Genomic DNA, 22,481 nt, shown 5'->3' on the forward strand with positions numbered 1-22,481 from the left:
GCGGCTGCCGCGGGGGGCTGGCGTCGGCGCGGGGGCGTTGCGCCCGTGCGACTGGCGCGGCGCGCGCCCCCCCCCGGGGGCCCCCCGCCCCCCCCCCGGGGGGGGGCCCCCCCCCCCCCCACGTCCGGTAGGCATTGCCGTCAGCCGAGGTACTCCACGGCGGCCGTGGCGAAGGCATGGTCCTGCTCCGGAGCGCCACCGCCGACCCCGATCGCGCCGATCAGCCGGCCGTCGCGCCGGACGGGCACACCTCCGGCGATGAACAGCAGCGGCCGGTCGAGTGCGGTGGGCAGGGTGTGGAAGAGGCCTCCGGGCTGCACGGCGTCCACGAGGTCGGCGGTCGGCGCGTTCAACTGGAGCGCGGTGTACGCCTTGCGGGTGCTGGTCTCCCCGGAGATCAGCACGGCGCGGTCGTCCCGGCGGAAGGCGAGCAGATGCCCGCCCGCGTCGAGGACGGTGACGCTGACCGTGACGCCGGCCGCGTCCGCGGTCCGGTACGCCGCGCTGACCAAGGCTTCGGCCTCCGCGGTGGTGAGCGGGGCGACGGCGGTGGTGGTGCTCATGAGGGGGTTCTCCTTGCGGTACTCGGTGATGTCGGTGGTTCCGGGTGAGGAACGGCGGACGGGGGGGGACAACGGATGGGGGACGGCCCTGGCCCCGCATCTGCCGGTCCTGTGGGTCAGTGGGAGACGACGGTCCGCCGCTCGGTGGACACCGGGCCGGCGGGCACGGTGCCGGACGGGGTGGCGCGGCGCTCGAGAACGGCCGAGACGAAAGCCAGCACCAGGGCGCTCGCGGCGAGAACGGCACCGACCCAGTTGGGTGCGGTGTAGCCGAGGCCGGCCCCGATCACGAGGCCGCCGAGCCAGGCGGACAGCGCGTTGCCGAGGTTGAAGGCGCCGATGTTCAGGGCCGAGGCCAGGGTGGGGGCGCCGTGCGCCTGGTCGAGGACCCGCTTCTGCAGGGGCGGCACCGTGGCGAATCCCAGGGCGCCGATGAGGACGAGGGTGACGGCGGCGGCGATCTTGTCGTGCGCGGTCAGGGTGAAGAGCGCGAGGACGACGGTGAGGGCGCCCAGGGAGAGGTACAGCATGGGCATCAGGGCACGGTCCGCGTACCTGCCGCCGACGAGGTTGCCGCCGACCATGCCGAGGCCGAAGAGGACCAGCAACCAGGTCACGGAACCGTCGGCGAAACCGGTGACGCGCGTCATCATCGGCGCGATATAGGTGATGGCCGCGAAGACGCCACCGAATCCCAGGACGGTCATCGCCATGGCGAGCAGGACCTGGATGTTCTTCAGGGCGGCCAGTTCGTGACGCAGCCGCACCCCCTCGGCCTTGGGCATGTCGGGGACGAGCCCGGCGATGCCGGCCAAGCCGACGACGCCGAGGGCGGCGACGATGCCGAAGGTGACCCGCCAGCCGATGGACTGGCCGACGAGCGTGCCCAGCGGAACACCGACGACATTGGCGACGGTCAGTCCGGTGAACATCAGGGCGATGGCTCCGGCCTTCTTGTCCGGAGCGACCAGGTCGGCCGCGACCACCGAGCCGATACCGAAGAAGGCGCCGTGGGCCAGCGAGGCGACCACCCGCCCGGTCAGCATGAGGCCGAAGGACGGGGCCAGCGCGGAGAGCAGGTTCCCCGCGATGAACAGTCCCATCAACAGCATCAGCATCCGCTTGCGGGAGACCTTGGTGCCGAGCACGGTCATCAGCGGGGCACCGAGCATGACGCCCAGCGCGTAGCCGGTCACCAGATAGCCGGCAGCGGGGATGGAGACACCGAAGTCACCTGAGACCTCGGGCAGCAAGCCCATGATCACGAACTCCGTGGTTCCGATCCCGAAGGCCCCGATCGCGAGGGCCAGAAGCGCGAGAGGCATGGGGAGAGACCTTCCCAGACGATTGCAGGAGCGCTTTGCGCGCTCTGACAATAATTGCAGACGCAGGCTACTTGCAAGCGCCGTATATTGCGGCCTTGCTCTACCCTGGTGTCAGCAGCTCCTGGACGGAGGGAAACGCCCATGACAGCCACGGACCCCGCACTCACCGCCCTCGCTCAGGGCTGGTGTGCGCTCTCCCTGCTGCACGGGAGGATCGAGGCCCACATCGAGCGCGTCCTTCAGGCCCGGCACGACCTGAGCGTGCGGGAGTACTCCCTGCTCGACGTACTGAGCCGGCAGCACGACGGCGACGGGGGCCATCTGCAGATGAAGCAGGTCGCCGACGCGGTCGTGCTCAGCCAGAGCGCCACCACACGCCTGGTCACCCGTCTCGAGGACCGCGGGCTGCTGGAGCGCTACCTGTGCCCCACCGACCGCCGGGGCATCTACACCAACGTCACCGAGGCCGGTCTCAAGCTGCTGGGCGAGGCGCGGCCGACCAATGACACGGCCCTGCGCGAGGCCCTCGACGCGGCGGCGGAGAACCCCGACCTCGCTCCCCTGGTCCGGGTCGTGGAAACACTGAAGGCACCGGTGCCCGCATAGGGTGCCGACATGGAAGATCTGGAGATACGGGCCGCGGTCGCCGACGACGTTCCCGCGATCGTCGGCATGCTCGCGGACGATCCCCTGGGCGCACAGCGCGAGTCGCCGGACGACCTCAGCCCCTACCTGACCGCCCTGGAGCGGCTCGACGCCGACCCGAACCAGCATCTGGTCGTCGCGGTCCGCGAAGGCCGTGTCGTCGGCACTCTTCAGCTCACGATCGTTCCCGGGCTCTCCCGCCGCGGCGCCACCCGGTCGATCATCGAAGCGGTCCGCGTCCACGCGGACGAGCGCGGCAGCGGCCTGGGAACCCGGCTCGTCGAGTGGGCGATCGACACGTCTCGCCGCGAGGGCTGCCACCTGGTCCAGCTGACCTCCGACAACACCCGGACCGCTGCCCACCGCTTCTACGAACGACTCGGTTTCACGGCCTCCCACGTGGGCTTCAAACTGCCGCTGTGACCAAAGATCCGGGGCCCTGTTTCACGTGAAACAGGGCCCCGCTCGCACTCCTTGGACGCTAACCGATGCCCCGCCATCCCTCCGGGTCCACTCCACCCGGCACAGGAGCCCCCTCGTCGTACGGCTGACGCGTGAACACGAACGAGCCCAGGTCGAGATGGCTCAACGTCCCGTCCGACCGCCGTACGGGCTTCAGAAGTTCTCCGGCGTAGTAGCCCTCCAGACCCACCCAGGTGCCGTCCCCCGCCGGACGGAAACGCGAGCGCCGACCGTTGCCGGACAACGGCTCCAGCGAGACGAGGCCGTCGGCCGAGAGCCGGAGCGCGAACGCGGACGTCCCCCAGTACCACTGCCCCACCAGCTCCAGTGCTGCCGGATCCACCTCTCGCAGCGGCCGCCAGGGGGCCGGGACACGCGGTTCCGCCTCGGCGACGATCCGGACGAGGTCGGCCGCGACCGTGAACGGCGCCGGCCCGGACGTGCAGTTGGCCAGGACCACCGCGCCCACGTCGTCCGCCACGCTGATCGTGAGGCAGGCGAGGAAGCCCGGCAGCGAGCCCGTGTGCCCGACGAGGGAACGTCCGTGCTGGTGGCGGATCTCCATGCCCAGGCAGTACGCGTAGCCGCTCGCCACGTCCGCCGCCTCGACCGGCGCGGCCGGTGTCCTCATCTCCCGCAACGACTCGGCGCTCAGCACCCGTTCGTCACCCTCCACCAGGAAGGCGGCGAAGCGCGCCAGATCACCTGCGGTGGACCACAGTTGTCCGGCGGGCGCCATCACCCCTAGATCCTCCAAGGGCTCGGGCAGCATCACATCGGCCCACGGATGCACCGCCCAGCCACCCGCGTGCGGCGCCTCCGCGCGCACAGTCGTGCGACGCAGGCCCAGAGGTGCCAGCACTTCCCGCCGAAGCACCTCCTCCCACGGGGCACCGCGCAACTTCTCGACGAGGGCGCCGAGCAACGCGTATCCGGGGTTCGAGTAGTGGAACCGCCGGCCGACGGGGTGCACCAGGGGCCGCTCACCCAGCACGTCGGCGAGGCCTGGGCGCAAGGACCCGGGGGTCCGTTCCCACCAGGGACCGGGGGTCTCGGCGGCCAGTCCCCCGCTGTGGGCGAGCAGTTCGGCGACGGTCGCCCCGCCCACACCCGTGTCCGGCAGGTGCTTCTCCAGTGGGTCGGCGAGATCGAGCGCTCCCTCGTCACGCAGCCGGAGCACCAGAACGGCGGTGAAGGTCTTGGTGATCGAACCGATCCGGTACTGCACGTGCTCGTCCGGAGCGTGTCCTTCCACCGACGTCCGCGCTCCCGTCCACACAACCTTCCCGCCCCGCACCACGGCCGCGACGAGTGACGGCGCGCGTCCTTCGCTCTGGGCGACGGCGATCCTGTGCAGCAGCGCCCGCCGCGTACCGGGCAGCAGTTCTTCCTGATGAGGTGACGTCATGCCCTCAGTTCAGCAGGTGTAGGTTCTCAGCCGCTGTGTCATGCGGCGACGCCGTGGCCTGGACATTTTCAGGCTGTCTCACGTCGTGTCATCTGCCTGCTGTCTCAGCGCCGTGTCATTTCCTCAAGTGAGTGCGAAACGGCCGACGTCTTCTCAGTCCTGGTCCGCGCCGTCTGCTGCGTGGGGAAGCAAGGGGAAGAGTCGGGTGATGAGGGCCACCGGTCGAGCACCGTCGGGCCGGGCCAGAGGGCGTTGTTCGCGGTCTTGATAGGGCGCCAGGGCCCGTCGGATCACGTCCGCGACCCGGCTCATCTCTTCGGGTGTCAGGTAGGCGACGGCACTGAAGGCTTCGTCGTGACGCCATTCGGCCGGCGCCTCGTCTCTCTGGGTCAGCCACCGCTGCCAGCTCTCGTCCTCCAGCCCGCGGGCCAGGTCGCCGAACTGCTCCTCCGCCATGGGACCGTCCGCAGCGGGGGTGTGCTGCCTCAGACGCCAGGGACGTGCGCGGCCCCCGCGGTGGGGGGCCTCTTCGATGTATCCGTAGCGTGCGAGCTGCCGTAGGTGAAACGAGCAGAGGCCAGAGCTGTAACCCAGGCGGGAGGCGGCTTCGGTCGCCGTGACGGTGCCGACTTCGGCGAGCAGGCCCAGCAGGGCTGTGCGGACTTCGTGCTCACGCAATTCTTCGCCGGTGTCGGCTGTCTGGTCGTCCGGGGTGTTGACGTCATCTTCAGTCACTTTGCAAAGTCTGCTACTTTGCAAAGAGCTTCGCAAGTGGCAGTGCTTGCTGAAGGCATCAGCTGCGGTCACCTCCGCGGCATCTGTGGCGTGCGTAGAGGGAGAGAGCCATGTCTGGTCGTCGCGAGCGGTCCCATCCCGTTGACCGGCGGGTCCGTGTGCAAGGCCGCCCGGTGGACACTTATCCGGCTCTGCCCCCGGAGGCGGAACGGGGTTCGGTTCGCAGGGTCACTGTGGTGGGTGAGGAGGTGCTGAGTCGTCCGTGCCGGGAGGTGACCGAGTTCGGGACTCCGGAGTTGTCGGCGTTAATCGACGACATGTTCGTGACCATGTATGTGGCCGACGGTGCCGGCCTGGCTGCCAACCAGGTGGGCGTCGACCTGCGGCTGTTCGTGTATGACTGCCCGGACGACTATGGGATCCGGCATGTCGGTCACATCATCAACCCGGTTCTGGACCTGCCCGATCCGGGTAGCCGCCGCCTCATCGACGACTTCGAGGGCTGCCTGTCCGTGCCCGGTGCGGGCATGGCGGTTCCTCGCACCGATCGTGCCGTCGCTCGCGGGTTCGACAAGGACGGCAACCCCCTCGTCATCGAAGGAACGGGTTACTTCGCCCGGTGTCTGCAGCACGAGACCGATCACCTCGTGGGCCACACGTATCTTGATCGGCTCTCCAAGCGGGACCGCAAGGACGCGTTGCGGCAGATGGCAGACCGCCGGGAGGACGTCTTCGCCCAACGCGCGATCAAGGCCGCCCACCTGGGCCAATGAGACGCTTGACGGCAGCGGCCACCTTTCTGCCGAAGGGCGTGGGCCGCATCTTGCGGCCCCGCTCAGCCCGTTCAATCAGGGGTCGGCCCAGATCCCTTTCGAGCCGGTTGATCTGGGTTGTCAGTGTCGATTGGTGAATGCCGAGGGCCCGGGCGGCTTCGGTGACGGTCGGGTAGGGCAGAGCGGCGGCGAAGCGTTCAAGTCGCTGCCGGGCATTTGGGCAGGCCAGGGCGTCACGCAGGACGGCGGGGGCATCCGTGGCCTGCTCGGGGGCGCGGAGGGCGGTGTGGTGGCTGGCTCCGCCGCGTGGCCGGAGGGGGATGTTGTGGGTGTGGGCCCAACGGGCCATGTTCGCGGTGCTCATGCCGGTTTCGCGGGCGAGGTCGGGCAGAGTTCGCCGACGGTGGACGTATTGCTCGATGAGCCAGTCCCGTTCGACGGTGCCGCGGCGTTTGTAGTCCTGCGCGCCCTTGCGGAGCGGGATGCCGTACTCCTTGGCAAGGTCGGTCAGCACCCTGCGGGAGAAGCCGGTGAGGGTGGCGATCTGCTGGAGGGACCGGTGTTCATCGAGGTAAAGATGGGTGAAACGCTCTGCCGGGATGGTCTGCCGGGCTTGCTGCCGGATGCGGCCGGTGGCTCTGGCGGCGTTCTCCGTCAGCGGGGGTGCGGGGGCTGGGTGTTCGTCGAGGACATGCCGGATGGCCTCGACGGTTGTGCCCAGGGCTTGGGCAGCATGCTGAACGGGGTGCTGGCGTTCTCGGACGAGTTGGTGCAGGCGGGATAGGTCGATGTGCGCCGGGTCGGGTCCAGGAAGAGAGAGTCCGGCCAGCAGGGCGGTGGGAGGCTGCCAAGTCGCGGGCTCGTCGTGAATGCGGTGCGAGGCCAGGAAGTTGAGGGCTTCGTGCTGGAGGGCGTGTGCAAGTTCGGGTGTCTGGAGTGCGGTGAAGTGCAGGGACGTCGCCCGGAACTCTGCGCTGTCAAGCCCGCCCTGGTCGTCGGGGGCGGACTCGGCAGGCAGGCCGCTGAGGCGTCGGAAGAGTTGGCTGCGGGCGATGCGTTCGCGTCGGCCGGTTCCCGGCGGGGTTCCGGTGCGTCGGCAGATCTCCAGCCAGCGGTCGTGGGGAAGCAGGCCGGTGTAGTCGAGGAGCCGGCGTCGGCTGTAGTCGATGGGGATGTCGGCGGCATCGAGGTGATCAGCAAGCCGGTCCAGGGCAGTGATGATGTCGGGCCATTGCGGAAGGTCGTCGAGTTCTTGGAGCAGGCGCGAGATCTCGATGCCGTCGATGACGTCGCCGGCCAGCCTGGCCGCCTGGTCCAGGGAGGTGCTGCTGTCCGGGATCAGCAGCAGTGCGGCGAGGACGGGAGCCAGCGATCGCGCATAGATTCCTTCGGGCGGTGTGAGCCGGACCGTCCAGGACGGCCAGAACATCGTGGGGATCTTCCTGGCTCTCTGCTCGATGTCTCGAGCGGTCCTTGCCGGTCGGCGGGGAGTCTCGGTCGTGGTGCGGTAGCGGAGGTGCTCGCTGGGGCGGAGGGAAGGGGCGAGGGCGGCCACGTGCACGGACTGCAGCACCGGGCTGATGCCTCGGCCCCAGCCGTCGATACTCGTCACCGAGATCTGCGTGAGTTCCTCGCGTACTTCTTCCAGCAGGCCGCGCAGGGCCTCGCCGGCCAGATGGATTCCCGGCTGTTGAAGGATGCCCAGGGCCATGGTGACCGCGACGGCGGCATCGGCAGCTCGCGGCGGGGCCATGAACCCCGGGCGGTCCGCCGCCTGTTCGGAGTGCGGGACGGCCGGCTCGGTCGCGAGGTGCACTTCTGCGATGTCGGCCGGTATCTGTTCCCGCAGGGCGGCGGCGGGAAGATCGCTCAGGACACGGATGCCCAGGGCCCGGATGTCGGCCAGCACTGCTGGTGCCGACTGGGGGACGGCCCGGTAGGGGCCGAAGGCAGCCGCTCCCGTTTCGATAATCTCCATCACCTGGTCTTGTGCCGTGAGAACCGGGTGGCCAGGAGGCAGGCGAAGCGTCGGAGCCCGGGTCAGGTCGTTGCCGCAGCCAGCCGTGATCGGACCGCCGAGGCGGATCGGTGGATTGCCGCAGAGTTCAGGTCGGGGAACAGACCGGCCGGAGCGGGGCCGCAGCCGCGGAACCCGCCCGCAATGCGGGCAGCGGTCCACCAGCAGGCGGCGGTGCCGGGTGCAAGCGAAGGAGAAACCGAGCCTCCAGGACAACTGCCAGCGCCCATCGCTGGAGTGGAGGCAGTCCGGGCAGAACCGGGATCCCCGCCCGCGGCCCCAAAGAACATGCCGTGTCACAGCCCGGCTTCCGGCACTCATCCGCAGGGCCCGTCCGTCATAGTGCGCCAGGGTCATGGCAGTGACCGCCTCCGGGGCCGTGCCGGTGGCGTGCGCGACGGCAGCGGTCAACCGCTCGTCGAGGAAGATCGTCCAATCAGCCGGGATGCTCCGGAACTGGTTTCCGGCCCGCTGCCGGACCGGGAAACCGAAGTGCAGCAAGACATCACCGAGTGTGGTGTCCATCCGCCTGGCCGTCGCCTCCAGCCAGGAGTCCAGGGCCTCGCCGGGCAGTGGGGGCAGCCGGATCGGCAGGGTGCGGGCCGGTGGTGTCATGCGGCTCGTCGGCTCCGGGACCGTGGACGGCTGGTCAGCCGCTGCTTATCCAGCGCGGCCTGGAGTTCGAGGCGGGCGGCCTCGGACGCTTCGTCGTTCTTCACCCGGTCCATCAGCTCCTGGTCGAGACGTTCGGCGCCGGTGCGGACTGCCCGCTGGCAGCCGCGGTTGATCAGCGTCATCAGCGAGCCGATGTGTCCAGTGCTGCGGGCGAAGAGGTAGTCCGACAGGTCGTCCGCGAGCATGCCGGGGTGCTTGTCGGTGAGCACGACGCGTTGTTCGAGGGCCAGCAGCATCTGCCGCCATTCCCGGCGCCCGGCCTCCGTATCGATGGTGAACGGACGAAGCCCGAGGCGGGTGGTGCGGCGGCCGGTCTGGGCCAGGGCGGTGTCGCGCCCGTTCGTTCCCTCGCCGAACAGGCCCTTCTTCGCGAGTTCGACCCCCACCATCAGCAGCGTCACCGGGAACTCGTTGGCGATCCACTTCAGGTGATTGCTCACCTCAATGCCGTTGCGCTGCCCCCACTTCAAGAAGTGCAGGTCGTCCAGAACCACCAGACGGACCTCGCAGGACAACACGCAGTCCAGCACCCGCCGCCCGAACTGGGCGGTGGTGCCCCGCCCAGTTCCGGGGTGGCCGAAGAACTCCAGCATGGCCCGGTTGAGGTCCTTCATCCCGGTGTTCCCGGTCAGCCCGACCCGGCAGACGGGAATCCGTTCGTGCCCCTGGCTCGTGAACGGGCCCGACTCCTCGATCTCCCGCCGGTGGAAGTCGCGGGCGAAGGCCAGCACCGAGGTTGTCTTGCCCAGCCCCGGGAACGCGTCGACGGCCACCGCCCCCTTGGCCTTGTCGCCGTCCTGCTCGTTGCTGTCGACGATGTCCCATAAGTCCTCGTGGAGCTCTGCCAGCTGAGGTGTCTTGACCGGTCCGATGTTCGCGTGCCACTTCCGGCGCTGCCGGTCGTAGTCCGCCCGCGCCTGCGTGGCCAGGGACTTCAGCTGCTTGCGGGTCAGCAGATCAGGTCGGCTGCGGCGAGGTCCCTCGGCGAACGCCTTGAAGTCCTCCTTCCGCGACAGCGCCAGATTGTCCGGCTCCGGAACACCGTCCTCGCTCACACGTCCTCCAGAGCATCGGCGTAGAAGTCGCTCTCGTCGGCGAGGTCCTCCAGATCGGCCTCGTCGTCATCACCCATCTCCACCACCGCATCTGGCTCCTCCTGCTCCGGCATCTCCTCACCTTGGCCGAGGGCCTTGCGTACGGACGGAAGCGAGACGACCGTCTCCTCCTCGCTCGTCGGAAGCTCGATGGCGGCCTGCTCGCGTGAGAGCCTCAGGGCCATGCGCCGCTCGGCGATCGTGGTGCCCAGTCCGAGGTTCCACCGCTGAAGCAAGTCAGCGACGGCGAGCCGGTCGTCGGGGAAGCGATAATTCGAGGCGGCCAACTGCCGGGCGAACGTCAACGCGTCCTCGCTCAACGGCATCTCGGTCGACGGCGCGTGCTCCCAGACCAAGGTGTGCCAGGCCCGGGTGGCCGGATCACGGAAGTAGATCCGGGTGATGTCGTCGGGGTCCACCTGGAACGGCCAGCCATTCTTGACCGGACCGTCGTAGGGACTGCGGATCCCCGGCTCCGGCAGGCCCGGCCCGCTGTAGCGGCGGCGGCCGATCTCGACGCCGTAGTGCTGGACCGTGCGCCACTCGGTCTTCAGGAACTCGTAGGCGAGATCCGGGTCCCGGGGGACCTCGATGTAGCCGGCCCTGGCCATGCCGTGCTCGAACATCTTCGCCGGGGACATCCGCAGACCCGGCAGGCCCGGATCGACCAGGCTGGAGTGCGGCCTGCAGTGATAGACCGCCGCGGTCCACTCCCGGATGATCGCCTCAAGCTCGTCGAGGAAGAAGAACGCGTCGCCCTCCGGGCTCTCGCCCCGCGAGTGGATGTCGGGTCCCTTGTAGCCGGGCAGCACCTGCAGCAGCCCCTCCCGCAGGGTCCGGAAATAGCGCTCCACCGGCCCCTTGTCGCGGCCTGTCCGTAGCCGGGCCGGCTGGATGGAGATGCCCATCCGGCGGCAGACGCTGGTCAGATGCTCGGAGACGTAGACCTTGCCGTGGTCGACCACCAGCGTCTCGGGAACCAAGGGCGGCGAGGCCAGGCTCGGCCCGGTGGCGCCCTCGACGTCGACCAGGACGGTGCGGGGGATGCCGTGCTCGGGCCAGACCGCGTGCCGCGGCCAGTCCCGCCCCGCCGGCCGCGGCCGGAACGACTGGAAGAGCACCGCGCTGACATCCACCGCCTTCGTCGAGACCGGCGTGAGCCGGATCCCCGTAACGCAGCGGGTGTACCAGTCCATCCCGACACTCAATTCGGCCTGCACCCACTTGAGCGTCAGCGGGTCGAACGCGAAAACGTCCAACCGCGTGGAGTCCATCAGCAGGTACTCGCCCGGCCGCGTCGGCCGCAGCTTCCCGTACGGACCCTTCGGCCGACTGGCGATATCCCGGTTGCGTTTCGTACTCAGCCGGAACAGCGGATGGCGTCTCTCCAGCTCTTCCAACAGCCGAAACGCCGTCGCCCGACTCGGCTGAGGCACCGCCCCCTCGCCGAACCGCGCGATCACCCGAGCCCGGGTCCGCTCGATCACCATCGTCCGCGACGGCCGCGACTGGTCGGCGTGCTCGACCATCACCTCCACCGCAATCTCCACCCACCGGTCATCGACCGCGATCTTCGACTTCCGGGTCGATCCCTGGCTCGGCGCGAGCCCCACTTCTCCCTGTTCCCGAAACGCGGTGACCCATCTCCTCACCGAACGCGAGGAGACCCCCAGCTCCGCGGCCTTCGCCGCGTATCTGGCTTCCAGCGATGTTGACGGTGCGTACTCATCACGGGGTTCGCCTTCGCGCGCAAGTTCCGGACTCCCGGAGCGATACCCCGTCAGAAGTTCACGGACATGCTCAGCCCGTTCCAGAATCTCCCGTCTCTGGGCCTCATCAAGCTGCCCCAGCACCACGGAGGCGATCTCGCCCTCGTCATCCGCCGACGGTCCCGGACCATCAGGATTGATGGCAGCCCGGTCGGAGAACAGCAACTCCTTGAGTGACAGCCGCAGGAGACGCCCTCGCCCGTCCTTCAAGACCACTTCATTGCCCGCTGTGGTCGCGGCCATCTCCACCACTTCGACGGTCTCCCCGTCGAAGTGGAAGGACGTGCCGACTCCGACTCGGACTCCCGCCCTGCTCATGCCCCCCTCCTCAACACGTGCGAAGGGCCGAGCGGTCGATCAAGATCAGTGACGAAAGTCTGCGTCCAGAGCAAATGATGGACAGCGGAACGAACTTGGGGCTCGGGAAGGCCCGGCAGGCAGCCCGCAACCTGCCCCAGGACGACCCCGTCGAGGTCCACCTCCCGGAGCTCCTCCAAGACTTCAGGGCTGAACAGCCAGTCCCTGCGGTAACCCGCCAGGAACCGGATGTTCTCCAGTTCCACGGCCGGAGGCTCGCTCCAGACCTCGTACTTCCACCCCCGTGACTCCACCGCCTGCCGGGTCCAGTCGAAGGTGAACTCCACCTCGGACTTGGACAACCGATGCAACGGCTTGACGTCGACAACCACCGGAACCTGCCCGAGCAGGAGATAGTCCGGGATGTGACGGCGCACCTTCCCCTTCAGCACCGTCTTCAGCAGGAAGGGCTGGGCCACGATGCCGCCTACGGACGGATCGAAGTCGGCGAAGAGCAAACGGGACAGTTCCAGGCGGGACTCGTAGATCACGTGGTCGCGCGTTGTCGCCGACCAGTAGGTCCCCGAGTAGTGCTTCTGGCCCTTGTACCAACGGAACGTCCGCCACGGACAAGCCGACCGCAGAAGATCAACGGGTGCCGTACCCCAATCCCGATCTTCGACTACAGCGCCGCGTTGCCGCCGAATACTCACCGTCGCGGCGATCTCTCCCACCGCACACCCCCAAGCCCACGAGCGATGCCCCGTGGGCCCACGGTGTCAGCGGGCTTCCACCAGGGGCACCAGCATCAGAGCCCAATCACCCATACGAGTGAGCGGCTTGACCTGCCAGTCTCAGGTTCGTGTCAGATATGCCATCGCTTGGCCATCGCTCGCGAGATTTGGCCACGAAATCTGAGACCCTACACAGGAACGGATCAGGTTTGCGCCATGTCCACGAAACGCGAGTAGTGGCCCTGGAAGGCGACCGTGATCGTGGCCGTCGGACCGTTGCGGTGCTTCGCCACGATCAGGTCCGCCTCACCCGCACGCGGGGACTCCTTCTCGTAGGCGTCCTCGCGGTGCAGCAGGATGACCATGTCGGCGTCCTGCTCGATGGAACCGGACTCACGCAGGTCGGAGACCATCGGCTTCTTGTCCGTGCGCTGCTCGGGTCCACGGTTGAGCTGGGAGAGCGCGATGACCGGGATCTCCAGCTCCTTGGCGAGCAGCTTGAGGTTACGGGACATGTCCGAGACCTCCTGCTGACGGCTCTCGGAGCGTTTGCCGCCGGACTGCATCAGCTGGAGGTAGTCGATGACGACCAGCTTCAGGTCATTGCGCTGCTTGAGGCGACGGCACTTGGCACGGATCTCCATCATCGACAGGTTCGGGGAGTCGTCGATGTAGAGCGGCGCCGCCGAGACGTCCGGCATCCGGCGCGCCAGGCGGGTCCAGTCCTCGTCGGTCATCGTGCCGGAGCGCATGTGGTGCAGGGCGACCCGGGCCTCGGCGGACAGCAGGCGCATCGCGATCTCGTTGCGCCCCATCTCGAGCGAGAAGATGACGCTCGGCAGGTTGTTCTTGATGGAGGCGGCCCGCGCGAAGTCCAGGGCGAGCGTCGACTTGCCCATCGCGGGACGTGCGGCGATGACGATCATCTGTCCCGGGTGCAGGCCGTTGGTGAGCGAGTCGAAGTCGGTGAACCCGGTGGGCACTCCGGTCATCTCGCCGCTGCGCGATCCGATCGCCTCGATCTCGTCGAGCGCGCCCTCCATGATGTCGCCGAGCGGCAGGTAGTCCTCGCTGGTGCGCTGCTCGGTGACCGCGTAGATCTCCGCCTGCGCGCGGTTGACGATCTCGTCGACGTCGTCGTCGGCCGCGTATCCCATCTGCGTGATGCGTGTACCGGCCTCGACCAGGCGGCGCAGCACGGCACGCTCGTGCACGATCTCCGCGTAGTAGGCCGCGTTGGCCGCCGTGGGCACCGTCTGGACGAGGTTGTGCAGATACGAGGCCCCGCCGACCTTGTTGATCTCACCGCGCTTGGTCAGCTCCGCGGCGATGGTGATGGGGTCGGCCGGCTCGCCCTTGGCGTAGACGTCGAGGATGGCCGTGTAGATGGTCTCGTGGGCCGGTTTGTAGAAGTCGTGGCCCTTGAGGATCTCGACGACGTCGGCGATGGCGTCCTTGGACAGCAGCATGCCGCCCAGCACGGACTGCTCGGCCTCGAGGTCCTGCGGCGGCACCCTTTCGAACGCGGAGCCTCCGCCGTCCCACACGCCGTTGTCCCGGCCGCGGTCGTGCTGCTCGTCGCGGCCCCTGTCCCGGTCCTCGCGGCGCCGGGAGGCGGGCAGACGATCACTGGGTCCGCTCTCGGCCCACGGGTCGTCCAAGGGCTCGGAAATGCTCACCGAGCAACCTCCTCCCGTCCGCCGGAACGGACCTAGCCGTGCCTCTCTGTTCTACGGCACGGCACTGACAGATAAGAGGCCCAACTCCACTTGTCGTGCGCCGGATTTGTGGCGTTGATGAAACCGGTGGACGGAGCGAGCGCCGGACCACCGTAGGCCCGTCGGCACCGACAGCCAATCTGGTTATCCACAGGGCGTGTGGATGACCGGCCCAATGCTGTGGAGAACTCGGCGAAACCTGTGCACGAGCCGGTGGACAGCCCTGTGAACAAGCCCGCACCTCTGCCATCAACAAGGCTCTGACCTGCAATTTCATCGTCCACCGGCTGTGCAGAAGAAAAAGTTTCCCAGTCGGATCAAGATCGCTTCATGCGGTGTACGCAAGCCCACACCCAGAGCCGCAAAGTAAGGGTCTCCAAAGCTTTGCATCTCTTACCTGTGGACGATTAGATTGGTGCACATGACACAGGCCCCCGTGCGGCCCGGAGCCGCTCGACGGCGGCATGACCGCGAAATCGTCATGCTGGCAGTCCCCGCCTTCGGCGCCCTCGTCGCCGAGCCGCTCTTCGTCATGGCGGACAGCGCCATCGTCGGCCATCTGGGCACGGCACAGCTCGCCGGTCTCGGCGTCGCCTCGGCCCTCCTGATGACCGCCGTGAGCGTCTTCGTCTTCCTGGCCTACGCCACCACGGCCGCCGTAGCCCGGCGCGTCGGAGCCGGCGACCTCCCGTCGGCCATCCGCCAGGGCATCGACGGAATCTGGCTGGCCCTCCTCCTCGGCGCCACCGTCATGGCCGTCGTCCTGCCCACGGCACCCGCCCTCGTGGACCTCTTCGGCGCCTCCGACACAGCAGCCCCCTACGCGACCACCTATCTACGGATCTCCGCGCTCGGCATACCGGCCATGCTGATCGTGCTCGCCGCGACCGGTGTCCTCCGCGGACTGCAGAACACCAGGACACCGCTCTACGTCGCCCTCGCCGGCTTCGTCGCCAACGGTGTGCTCAATGTCGCGCTGGTCTATGGCGCCGGCCTCGGCATCGCGGGCTCCGCATGGGGCACCGTCATCGCCCAGTGCGGCATGGCCGCGGTCTATCTGGTCGTGGTGCTGCGCGGGGCGCGCAGGCACGGGGCGTCGCTGCGGCCGAACGCCGCCGGTATCAAGGCGTCCGCACAGGCAGGCGTTCCGCTGCTGGTGCGCACCCTCTCACTCCGGGCGATCCTGATGATCGCGACAGCCGTCGCCGCACGTCTCGGCGACTCCGACATCGCGGCCCACCAGATCGTCCTCTCCCTGTGGAGCCTGCTCGCCTTCGCGCTGGATGCCATCGCCATCGCCGGGCAGGCCATCATCGGACGCTATCTGGGCGCCGGTGACGTCCGAGGTGCCCGTGAGGCATGCCGCCGCATGGTCGAGTGGGGTATCGCGGTCGGTGTCGTCCTCGGCGTCCTGGTGGTGCTCGCCCGACCGGTGTTCCTGCCCCTGTTCACCAGTGACACCACGGTCACGGACGCGGCGCTGCCCGCCCTGGTGCTGGTGGCGTTGTCCCAGCCGGTCTGCGGCGTCGTCTTCGTCCTGGACGGGGTCCTGATGGGCGCGGGCGACGGACCGTACCTGGCCTGGGCGATGCTGCTGACCCTCGCGGTGTTCACTCCCGCCGCCCTGCTGGTCCCCTCACTCGGAGGCGGACTCACCGCGCTGTGGGCCACGATGACGCTCATGATGACCGTGCGGATGCTGACCCTGTGGCTCCGCACGCGCTCCGGCCGCTGGATCGTCACGGGTGCCGCACGCTGACCGTTTCACGTGGAACACGACGATGGGGGCCGCACCCCGAAGGGTGCGGCCCCCATGCTCACTGCGTCAGCGAGCGCGGCACTCAGCCGGCGACGACCTCGATGGCGACCTTGGCGGCCACCTCGGGGTGCAGACGCACGGACGTCTCGTGGGCGCCCAGCGTCTTGATCGGCGAGCCGAGCTCGATGCGGCGCTTGTCGACCTCGGGACCGCCGGCGGCCTTGATCGCCGAAGCGATGTCTGCCGGGGTGACGGAACCGAAGAGACGACCGGCGTCGCCGGAGCGGACGGCCAGACGGACCTTGACGCCCTCGAGCTGGGCCTTCACCTGGTTGGCCTGCTCGATGGTCTGGATCTCGTGGATCTTGCGAGCACGACGGATCTGCTCGACGTCCTTCTCGCCACCCTTGGTCCAACGGATCGCGAGCTTCCGCGGAACCAGGTAGTTGCGAGCGTAGCCGTCCTTGACGTCGACGACGTCGCCCGCGGCACCGAGGCCGGAGACCTCGTGGGTGAGGATGATCTTCATGAGTCGGTCACCCTTCCCTTATCGCGCGGTGGAGGTGTAGGGCAGCAGCGCCATCTCACGGCTGTTCTTGACAGCCGTGGCGACGTCACGCTGGTGCTGCGTGCAGTTGCCGGTCACGCGGCGGGCACGGATCTTGCCGCGGTCGGAAATGAACTTCCGCAGCATGTTCGTGTCCTTGTAGTCCACGTACGTGACCTTGTCCTTGCAGAATGCGCAGACCTTCTTCTTCGGCTTGCGCACAGGCGGCTTCGCCATGATGTTTCTCCTGTGTGATCAAGAAGTGTGGGTACGGCCCGCCTAGAAGGGGGGCTCGTCCGAGTAGCCGCCGCCGTTGCCGCCGGAGCCGCCGCCCCAGCCGCCGCCACCGCCCTGCTGGCCGCCGGCGGGAGCGCCGGTCGCCCACGGGTCGTCGGCGGGAGCGCCGCCGCCCTGCTGGCCACCGCCGGGGCCGCCGCCCCAGCCGCTGCCGCCCTGGCCGCCACCGCCGCCGTAGCCGCCGCCACCCTGCTGACCACCGCGGCCGGTGGTCTTGGTGACCTTGGCCGTGGCGTTGCGCAGGCTGGCGCCGACTTCCTCGACGTCCAGCTCGTAGACCGTGCGCTTGATGCCCTCACGGTCCTCGTAGGACCGCTGCTTCAGCCGGCCCTGCACGATGACGCGCATGCCTCGCTGGAGCGACTCGGCGACGTTCTCCGCCGCCTGACGCCAGACCGAGCAGGTCAGGAACAGGCTCTCGCCGTCCTTCCATTCGTTCGTCTGGCGGTCGAAGGTGCGGGGGGTCGACGCGACACGGAACTTCGCGACGGCCGCACCGGACGGGGTGAAGCGCAGCTCGGGGTCGTCGACAAGATTGCCGACGACCGTGATGACGGTCTCGCCTGCCATGGGGAACCTCTCGGCGGGTTTGCTGCTGGCTGCTTGTGCTGCTACTCGAGTCCCGGGATCGACTGAGCGGAAGAGCTCAGTGGGTCTCGGGGCGGAGGACCTTGGTCCGGAGGACCGACTCGTTCAGGTTCATCTGGCGGTCGAGCTCCTTGACGACCGCAGGCTCGGCCTGCAGGTCGATGACCGAGTAGATGCCCTCGGGCTTCTTCTTGATCTCGTACGAGAGACGACGACGGCCCCAGGTGTCGACCTTCTCGACCTTTCCGCCGCCGTCACGGACGACAGAGAGGAAGTTCTCGATCAGCGGGGAGACAGCGCGCTCCTCGGTGTCGGGGTCGAGGATGACCATCACCTCGTAGTGACGCATGTGGAACCCACCTCCTTTGGACTCAGCGGCCACGGTCGTTCCGTGGCAGGAGGGTCGTGATGCGTTGCTGCAACGATGCCTGTCAGTAAAACAGCCGCCACTGACAATCGAGGCCGGGCGGCGATCTACCAGGCCGGCCGGAGCGGACCGTGGCCCTTCCTCGACTCGCCTGGCTCTGTCCGGACAGACACCGGTGCGGACGGTACAGAGTACCCGCACAGCGGCTTCCGGTTGAAATCCGGCCGCGGGGACGGCCAATCTGTACACATCGGGTGTGTACGGCGCTACGATCCGCCGCCTTTCGCAGGAGGTGCCCCATGGCACAGGCATTGCGACCCAACACCACCGGAGGCCTTTTCGCCACGGACGGCAAGCCCCACCCGCTCCAGGACACCCTCATGGCGGTGACCCTGGTGCTGGGCGTCACGTCCTTCATCACGGCGATGTTCCACCATCTGCACCTGCTCAGTTCCTGGGCCGGCCTGGTGGGGATCCTCACCGGCGCGTACGGCCAGTGGATCTCGGTGACGACCCGCGAGCGCTTCGGCCTCGTCCTGGGCCTCGGTGCCGCGGCGGTCGGGTTCTTCCTGGGCATGGCGCACGGGGGCCTCTTCGACTGACGTCGGACACCGCTCTTTTTCGAACACCGCCGAACGCCCCGGTCGACGACGGGCCGGGGCGAAGGTCCCGTGCGCCCAACCGGGGCGCCCCCGAGGCGCAGTAGGCTTCGCGCGAGAGCCGGAGCCCCTGAACCCATGGGGACACACCAGCCCGAGGAGCGCCCCGAATGAGCCTGACCCTGAGGACCATCAGCCGAGAGCAGCATCTGGCCTACATCCAGAGCCTGCCGTCGGCGAGTCACATGCAGGTCCCGGCCTGGGCCGATGTCAAGGCGGAATGGCGTTCGGAGAACCTCGGCTGGTTCGACGACCGGACCGGTGAGCTGGTCGGTGCCGGTCTCGTCCTCTACCGGCAGCTGCCCAAGATCAAGCGCTACCTCGCCTATCTGCCCGAGGGCCCGGTCATCAACTGGTTCGCGCCGAATCTTCAGGAATGGATCGAGCCGATGCTCGCCCATCTGAAGCAGCAGGGCGCGTTCTCGGTGAAGATGGGCCCGCCGGTGATCATCCGGCGCTGGGAGGCCTCGACCATCAAGAGGGGCATCCAGGACCAGGACGTGAAGCGCCTGCGCGACCTGGAGGCCGACTTCATCGAGCCCCGCGCCTTCGAGGTCGCCGACAAGTTGCGCCGCATGGGCTGGCAGCAGGGTGAGGACGGCGGCGCCGGGTTCGGAGACGTCCAGCCCCGCTACGTCTACCAGGTGCCGCTGGCCAACCGTGCTCTGGAAGAGGTCCACAAGAACTTCAACCAGCTGTGGCGCCGCAACATCAAGAAGGCGGAGAAGGCCGGCGTCGAGGTCGTCCAGGGCGGCTACGACGATCTGCCCGAGTGGCAGCGGCTGTACGAGATCACGGCCGTGCGCGACCACTTCCGGCCCCGCCCGCTGTCGTACTTCCAGCGCATGTGGACGGCCCTCAACACCGAGGACCCCAACCGCATGCGGCTGTACTTCGCCCGGCACAACGGCGTGAACCTGTCCGCGGCGACGATGCTGATCGTCGGCGGGCACGTCTGGTACTCCTACGGCGCCTCCGACAACATCGGCCGCGAGGTCCGGCCCTCGAACGCGATGCAGTGGCGGATGCTGCGTGACGCCTACGCGCTCGGCGCGACCGTCTACGACCTGCGCGGCATCTCCGACTCGCTGGACGAGACCGACCACCTCTTCGGCCTGATCCAGTTCAAGGTGGGCACCGGCGGCCAGGCCGCCGAGTACCTCGGCGAGTGGGACTTCCCGCTGAACAAACTGCTCCACAAGGCGCTCGACATCTACATGTCGCGCCGCTGACCCCGGTCGCGCCGCTCCGACGGCTCCCCGAACTCCCCTACCTCTGACACACCGCAGCCACGAGAAAGGTTCCAGGTCCGGCCATGGCGCTCACGCTCTACGTCGACACCGCGCGCTGGCGGGCGCATCACAAGCACGTGCAGGAGCAGTTCCCGGGACTGGTCCCGGTCTGCAAGGGCAACGGCTACGGCTTCGGCCACGAGCGGCTGGCCGAGGAGGCCACCCGGCTGGGCTCGGACGTCCTCGCGGTCGGTACGACGTACGAGGCCGCCCGGATCAAGGACTGGTTCGGCGGTGACCTGCTGGTGCTGACGCCGTACCGGCGCGGCGAGGAGCCGGTGCCGCTGCCGGACCGGGTCATCCGCTCGGTGTCGTCCGTCGACGGCGTGTACGGCCTGGTCGGTGCCCGGGTGGTCATCGAGGTGATGTCCTCGATGAAGCGGCACGGCATCAGCGAGCAGGACCTGCCCCAGCTGCACTCGGCGATAGAGAACGTCCGGCTGGAGGGCTTCGCCATCCACCTGCCGCTGGACCGCACCGACGGCTCGGACGCCGTCGAGGAGGTCATCGGCTGGATGGACCGCCTGCGGGCGGCCCGTCTCCCGCTGCACACCATGTTCGTGAGCCATCTCAAGGCCGACGACCTCGCCCGGCTGCGGCAGCAGTTCCCGCAGACCCGCTTCCGCGCCCGGATCGGCACCCGGCTCTGGCTGGGGGACCACGAGGCCACCGAGTACCGGGGCGCGGTGCTGGACGTCACGCGCGTCGCCAAGGGGGACCGGTTCGGCTACCGGCAGCAGAAGGCCGCCTCCGACGGTTACCTGGTGGTCGTGGCGGGCGGTACGTCGCACGGGGTGGGCCTGGAGGCTCCCAAGGCCCTGCACGGCGTCATGCCGCGCGCCAAGGGCGTCGCCCGCGCCGGCCTCGCCACGGTCAACCGGAACCTTTCGCCGTTCGTCTGGGGCGGCAAGCAGCGCTGGTTCGCCGAACCGCCGCACATGCAGGTGTCGATCCTGTTCGTGCCCGCGGACGCACCGGAACCGAAGGTGGGCGAGGAGCTGGTGGCCCATCTCCGGCACACCACCACGCAGTTCGACCGGCTCGTCGACCGCTGACGGCGAGAAGGCCCCGCACGCGTTGACAGCGGGAAAGGCCGTACACGGTTCCCCGTGTACGGCCTTTCCCGTGCCTGAGCCGCGCCGCGCTCCCGGCTGTTCGCTCAGAGCGAACCTCCGGTGGCTTCCTTCCTGCCCCATTCGACCGGGGTCCCCTCGAAGTGGGCCGCGTGCCGCGCCGGGTGGGCCGCGGGGCCGAGCACGAACACGTCCTCCGCCCCGTCCAGCACCCCGCCCGAAGGATCGTCGTCACCGGACCGGCGCACCGGGTCCCGCTCCGGCATCAGGATGTCGCGCAGCACCATGGCGCACAGGTAGAGCGTCCCCAGCAGATGTACGCCGATCGCCCAGTGGTAGCCGTCGGTGGGCAGTCCCTTGTGGGCGTCCCCGCTGGTCGTGTAGGCGAGGTACATCCAGATGCCCAGGAAGTACGCCACCTCGCAGGCCTGCCAGACGAGGAAGTCCCGCCACTTCGGCCGGGCGAGGGCCGCCAGCGGCACCAGCCACAGGACGTACTGCGGCGAGTAGACCTTGTTGGTGAGGATGAACGCCGCGACGATCAGGAAGGCGAGCTGGGCGAAACGCGGCCGCCGGGGAGCCATGAGCGCGAGCGCCGCGACGCCCGCGCAGCACAGCAGCATCAGCGCCGTGGCGAGCGTGTTGACCGTGTCGGTGCTCAGCGGTTCGTCCGAGTTCTGCGCCAGGATCAGCCAGAAGGATCCGAAATCGACGCCTCGCTCCTGGCTGAACGTGTAGAACTTCGACCAGCCGTCGAACGCGAAGAGCATCACGGGCCCGTTCACGACGAGCCAGGCGACGGCCGCGCCGCCCAGGGCCGCGCCGTACGCCCGCCATCGTCCCGCGCGCCAGCACAGCACCAGCAGCGGCCCGAGCAGCAGCACGGGGTAGAGCTTGGCGGCCGTGGCGAGCCCGAGGAGGACCCCGAAGGCGAGGGAGCGTCCCCGCGACCACATCAGCATCGCGGCGGCCGTCAGAGCGATCGCCAGCAGGTCCCAGTTGATGGTCGCGGTCAGCGCGAAGGCCGGTGCCAGGGCGACCAGCAGGCCGTCCCAGGGCCGCCGCGCGTGCGTACGGGTCACGCAGACGACGATGACGGCCGCGCACACCATGAGCATCCCGGCGTTGACCATCCAGTACCACTGCTCCTGGTCCTGGATGCTGCCGCTGCCGGGGGTGAGCCAGGCGGCGACCTCCATGAACAGGCCGGTCAGCACCGGGTACTCGAGGTACTCCATGTCCCCGGGGAGCCTGTCGAAGTACGGCACCAGCCCGTCGGCGAAGCCGCGCCCCTGGTAGAGGTGCGGGATGTCCGAGTAGCACGCATGCGTGTACTGGGAACTGGCGCCGAAGAACCAGGCGCCGTTGTAGCAGGGCGCCTTCTGCACCAGACCGAGGGCGAACATGCCGATCGCCACGAGCGCGATCACCCGCACCGGGGTCCACCAGGAGGTCCCGGTCAGAGCGCGCCGCCCGAGCGGACCGCCGATCAGCTCGCTGCCGGCCGCGGCGACCCGGTCCTCCTCGGTCGGCCGCACCGGCTCCGGCTCGTGGACGCTCGCTTGCGTCGATTCTCCACTGGGCATGCCGCACATCCTGCCGCATATGGCTGGGGATACGCCGAGGGCCGCCGCACCCGCGGGTGCGGCGGCCCATGTTTCACGTGAAACACCCAAGCCGGGCG

21 protein-coding genes are annotated in these 22,481 nt (G+C 68.7%); 7 read left to right on the top strand and 14 right to left on the bottom strand.

Going from position 1 to position 22,481, the window contains the following annotated elements; all coding sequences use genetic code 11:
* Nucleotides 1–140: 140 nt before the first annotated feature.
* Nucleotides 141–563: a heme-binding protein gene (locus ACH5AO_RS23290; protein ID WP_398927573.1), complete on the bottom strand. Its 423-nt coding sequence runs from the start codon at nucleotides 561–563 to the stop codon at nucleotides 141–143.
* Nucleotides 564–679: 116 nt separating this feature from the next.
* Nucleotides 680–1,888, bottom strand: a complete 1,209-nt coding sequence (locus ACH5AO_RS23295; RefSeq protein ID WP_398927575.1) for an MFS transporter — start codon at nucleotides 1,886–1,888, stop codon at nucleotides 680–682.
* Nucleotides 1,889–2,029: 141 nt separating this feature from the next.
* Between ACH5AO_RS23295 and ACH5AO_RS23300 the strand changes: the two genes are divergently transcribed.
* Both ACH5AO_RS23300 and ACH5AO_RS23305 read left to right on the top strand, forming a co-directional pair.
* Nucleotides 2,030–2,494 carry a MarR family winged helix-turn-helix transcriptional regulator gene (locus ACH5AO_RS23300; protein ID WP_398927577.1) on the top strand — a complete coding sequence of 155 codons (465 nt, stop codon included), beginning with the start codon at nucleotides 2,030–2,032 and terminating at the stop codon, nucleotides 2,492–2,494.
* Between the two features lie 9 nt (nucleotides 2,495–2,503).
* Nucleotides 2,504–2,956, top strand: a complete 453-nt coding sequence (locus ACH5AO_RS23305) for a GNAT family N-acetyltransferase (protein WP_398927579.1) — start codon at nucleotides 2,504–2,506, stop codon at nucleotides 2,954–2,956.
* Between the two features lie 58 nt (nucleotides 2,957–3,014).
* Here ACH5AO_RS23305 and ACH5AO_RS23310 read toward each other — a convergent pair whose 3' ends face one another.
* Complete coding sequence (locus tag ACH5AO_RS23310) at nucleotides 3,015–4,403, bottom strand: serine hydrolase domain-containing protein (protein WP_398927581.1); 1,389 nt, start codon at nucleotides 4,401–4,403, stop codon at nucleotides 3,015–3,017.
* A 153-nt stretch (nucleotides 4,404–4,556) separates the two neighbouring features.
* Nucleotides 4,557–5,138 carry a winged helix-turn-helix domain-containing protein gene (locus ACH5AO_RS23315; protein WP_398927583.1) on the bottom strand — a complete coding sequence of 194 codons (582 nt, stop codon included), beginning with the start codon at nucleotides 5,136–5,138 and terminating at the stop codon, nucleotides 4,557–4,559.
* Nucleotides 5,139–5,248: 110 nt separating this feature from the next.
* On the opposite strand from ACH5AO_RS23315, the gene def reads away from it, so the two are divergent.
* On the top strand, nucleotides 5,249–5,911 hold the full coding sequence (gene def, locus ACH5AO_RS23320; RefSeq protein ID WP_398927585.1) for a peptide deformylase: 663 nt from the start codon (nucleotides 5,249–5,251) through the stop codon (nucleotides 5,909–5,911).
* On the opposite strand, the gene ACH5AO_RS23325 is transcribed toward def, so the two are convergent.
* From ACH5AO_RS23325 to dnaB, 5 genes are all read right to left on the bottom strand, one after another.
* Nucleotides 5,886–8,543, bottom strand: coding sequence for a TniQ family protein (locus tag ACH5AO_RS23325; protein WP_398927587.1), 2,658 nt, complete (start codon nucleotides 8,541–8,543; stop codon nucleotides 5,886–5,888). The genes def and ACH5AO_RS23325 overlap by 26 nt on opposite strands.
* Nucleotides 8,540–9,658, bottom strand: a complete 1,119-nt coding sequence (locus ACH5AO_RS23330) for an AAA family ATPase (protein WP_398927589.1) — start codon at nucleotides 9,656–9,658, stop codon at nucleotides 8,540–8,542. The genes ACH5AO_RS23325 and ACH5AO_RS23330 overlap by 4 nt, the downstream gene beginning before the upstream one ends.
* Nucleotides 9,655–11,784 (bottom strand): helix-turn-helix domain-containing protein, encoded by a 2,130-nt coding sequence (locus ACH5AO_RS23335; protein WP_398927591.1) that lies wholly within the window; start codon nucleotides 11,782–11,784, stop codon nucleotides 9,655–9,657. Before ACH5AO_RS23335 ends, ACH5AO_RS23330 begins: the two co-directional genes overlap by 4 nt.
* Nucleotides 11,781–12,497: a TnsA-like heteromeric transposase endonuclease subunit gene (locus ACH5AO_RS23340; RefSeq protein WP_398927593.1), complete on the bottom strand. Its 717-nt coding sequence runs from the start codon at nucleotides 12,495–12,497 to the stop codon at nucleotides 11,781–11,783. Before ACH5AO_RS23340 ends, ACH5AO_RS23335 begins: the two co-directional genes overlap by 4 nt.
* Before the next feature lie 203 nt (nucleotides 12,498–12,700).
* Nucleotides 12,701–14,176: a replicative DNA helicase gene (gene dnaB / locus ACH5AO_RS23345; protein WP_398927595.1), complete on the bottom strand. Its 1,476-nt coding sequence runs from the start codon at nucleotides 14,174–14,176 to the stop codon at nucleotides 12,701–12,703.
* Nucleotides 14,177–14,636: 460 nt separating this feature from the next.
* Between dnaB and ACH5AO_RS23350 the strand changes: the two genes are divergently transcribed.
* A complete protein-coding gene (locus ACH5AO_RS23350; RefSeq protein ID WP_398927597.1) occupies nucleotides 14,637–15,974 on the top strand; it encodes an MATE family efflux transporter in 1,338 nt (445 codons plus the stop codon).
* Nucleotides 15,975–16,056: 82 nt separating this feature from the next.
* Here the strand turns inward: ACH5AO_RS23350 and rplI are convergent, their stop codons facing one another.
* From rplI to rpsF, 4 genes are all read right to left on the bottom strand, one after another.
* The gene (rplI, locus tag ACH5AO_RS23355) at nucleotides 16,057–16,503 is read right to left on the bottom strand and encodes a 50S ribosomal protein L9 (protein ID WP_030857086.1); all 447 of its coding nucleotides are present in this window, start codon (nucleotides 16,501–16,503) and stop codon (nucleotides 16,057–16,059) included.
* A gap of 18 nt (nucleotides 16,504–16,521) precedes the next feature.
* Nucleotides 16,522–16,758, bottom strand: a complete 237-nt coding sequence (gene rpsR, locus ACH5AO_RS23360; protein WP_003949403.1) for a 30S ribosomal protein S18 — start codon at nucleotides 16,756–16,758, stop codon at nucleotides 16,522–16,524.
* Between the two features lie 42 nt (nucleotides 16,759–16,800).
* On the bottom strand, nucleotides 16,801–17,388 hold the full coding sequence (locus tag ACH5AO_RS23365) for a single-stranded DNA-binding protein (protein WP_398927599.1): 588 nt from the start codon (nucleotides 17,386–17,388) through the stop codon (nucleotides 16,801–16,803).
* Between the two features lie 76 nt (nucleotides 17,389–17,464).
* Nucleotides 17,465–17,755 (bottom strand): 30S ribosomal protein S6, encoded by a 291-nt coding sequence (gene rpsF, locus ACH5AO_RS23370; RefSeq protein WP_004929252.1) that lies wholly within the window; start codon nucleotides 17,753–17,755, stop codon nucleotides 17,465–17,467.
* Nucleotides 17,756–18,072: 317 nt separating this feature from the next.
* On the opposite strand from rpsF, the gene ACH5AO_RS23375 reads away from it, so the two are divergent.
* The 3 genes from ACH5AO_RS23375 (at nucleotide 18,073) to ACH5AO_RS23385 (ending at nucleotide 20,779) form a co-directional block, all read left to right on the top strand.
* On the top strand, nucleotides 18,073–18,375 hold the full coding sequence (locus tag ACH5AO_RS23375; protein WP_398927601.1) for a hypothetical protein: 303 nt from the start codon (nucleotides 18,073–18,075) through the stop codon (nucleotides 18,373–18,375).
* A gap of 167 nt (nucleotides 18,376–18,542) precedes the next feature.
* Nucleotides 18,543–19,664, top strand: a complete 1,122-nt coding sequence (femX, locus tag ACH5AO_RS23380) for a peptidoglycan bridge formation glycyltransferase FemX (RefSeq protein WP_398927603.1) — start codon at nucleotides 18,543–18,545, stop codon at nucleotides 19,662–19,664.
* Nucleotides 19,665–19,747: 83 nt separating this feature from the next.
* On the top strand, nucleotides 19,748–20,779 hold the full coding sequence (locus ACH5AO_RS23385) for an alanine racemase (protein ID WP_398927605.1): 1,032 nt from the start codon (nucleotides 19,748–19,750) through the stop codon (nucleotides 20,777–20,779).
* A 104-nt stretch (nucleotides 20,780–20,883) separates the two neighbouring features.
* On the opposite strand, the gene ACH5AO_RS23390 is transcribed toward ACH5AO_RS23385, so the two are convergent.
* Nucleotides 20,884–22,392, bottom strand: coding sequence for a glycosyltransferase family 87 protein (locus ACH5AO_RS23390; RefSeq protein ID WP_398927607.1), 1,509 nt, complete (start codon nucleotides 22,390–22,392; stop codon nucleotides 20,884–20,886).
* Nucleotides 22,393–22,481: the final 89 nt, after the last annotated feature.

It is taken from the genome of Streptomyces sp. NPDC018964 (genome assembly GCF_044390325.1).
Classification (GTDB): Bacteria; Actinomycetota; Actinomycetes; order Streptomycetales; family Streptomycetaceae; genus Streptomyces.

What these genes read in the sequence shown, in the direction of transcription:
- ACH5AO_RS23300 (WP_398927577.1), top strand. Translation starts at nt 2,030, where the DNA reads ATGACAGCCACGGACCCCGCACTCACCGCCCTCGCTCAGGGCTGGTGT.
- ACH5AO_RS23375 (WP_398927601.1), top strand. Translation starts at nt 18,073, where the DNA reads ATGGCACAGGCATTGCGACCCAACACCACCGGAGGCCTTTTCGCCACG.
- ACH5AO_RS23295 (WP_398927575.1), bottom strand. Translation starts at nt 1,888, where the DNA reads ATGCCTCTCGCGCTTCTGGCCCTCGCGATCGGGGCCTTCGGGATCGGA.
- rpsF (WP_004929252.1), bottom strand. Translation starts at nt 17,755, where the DNA reads ATGCGTCACTACGAGGTGATGGTCATCCTCGACCCCGACACCGAGGAG.
- ACH5AO_RS23390 (WP_398927607.1), bottom strand. Translation starts at nt 22,392, where the DNA reads ATGTGCGGCATGCCCAGTGGAGAATCGACGCAAGCGAGCGTCCACGAG.
- ACH5AO_RS23310 (WP_398927581.1), bottom strand. Translation starts at nt 4,403, where the DNA reads ATGACGTCACCTCATCAGGAAGAACTGCTGCCCGGTACGCGGCGGGCG.
- ACH5AO_RS23335 (WP_398927591.1), bottom strand. Translation starts at nt 11,784, where the DNA reads ATGAGCAGGGCGGGAGTCCGAGTCGGAGTCGGCACGTCCTTCCACTTC.
- ACH5AO_RS23385 (WP_398927605.1), top strand. Translation starts at nt 19,748, where the DNA reads ATGGCGCTCACGCTCTACGTCGACACCGCGCGCTGGCGGGCGCATCAC.
- ACH5AO_RS23325 (WP_398927587.1), bottom strand. Translation starts at nt 8,543, where the DNA reads ATGACACCACCGGCCCGCACCCTGCCGATCCGGCTGCCCCCACTGCCC.
- rplI (WP_030857086.1), bottom strand. Translation starts at nt 16,503, where the DNA reads ATGAAGATCATCCTCACCCACGAGGTCTCCGGCCTCGGTGCCGCGGGC.
- ACH5AO_RS23305 (WP_398927579.1), top strand. Translation starts at nt 2,504, where the DNA reads ATGGAAGATCTGGAGATACGGGCCGCGGTCGCCGACGACGTTCCCGCG.
- ACH5AO_RS23290 (WP_398927573.1), bottom strand. Translation starts at nt 563, where the DNA reads ATGAGCACCACCACCGCCGTCGCCCCGCTCACCACCGCGGAGGCCGAA.
- rpsR (WP_003949403.1), bottom strand. Translation starts at nt 16,758, where the DNA reads ATGGCGAAGCCGCCTGTGCGCAAGCCGAAGAAGAAGGTCTGCGCATTC.
- def (WP_398927585.1), top strand. Translation starts at nt 5,249, where the DNA reads ATGTCTGGTCGTCGCGAGCGGTCCCATCCCGTTGACCGGCGGGTCCGT.
- femX (WP_398927603.1), top strand. Translation starts at nt 18,543, where the DNA reads ATGAGCCTGACCCTGAGGACCATCAGCCGAGAGCAGCATCTGGCCTAC.
- ACH5AO_RS23350 (WP_398927597.1), top strand. Translation starts at nt 14,637, where the DNA reads ATGACACAGGCCCCCGTGCGGCCCGGAGCCGCTCGACGGCGGCATGAC.
- ACH5AO_RS23365 (WP_398927599.1), bottom strand. Translation starts at nt 17,388, where the DNA reads ATGGCAGGCGAGACCGTCATCACGGTCGTCGGCAATCTTGTCGACGAC.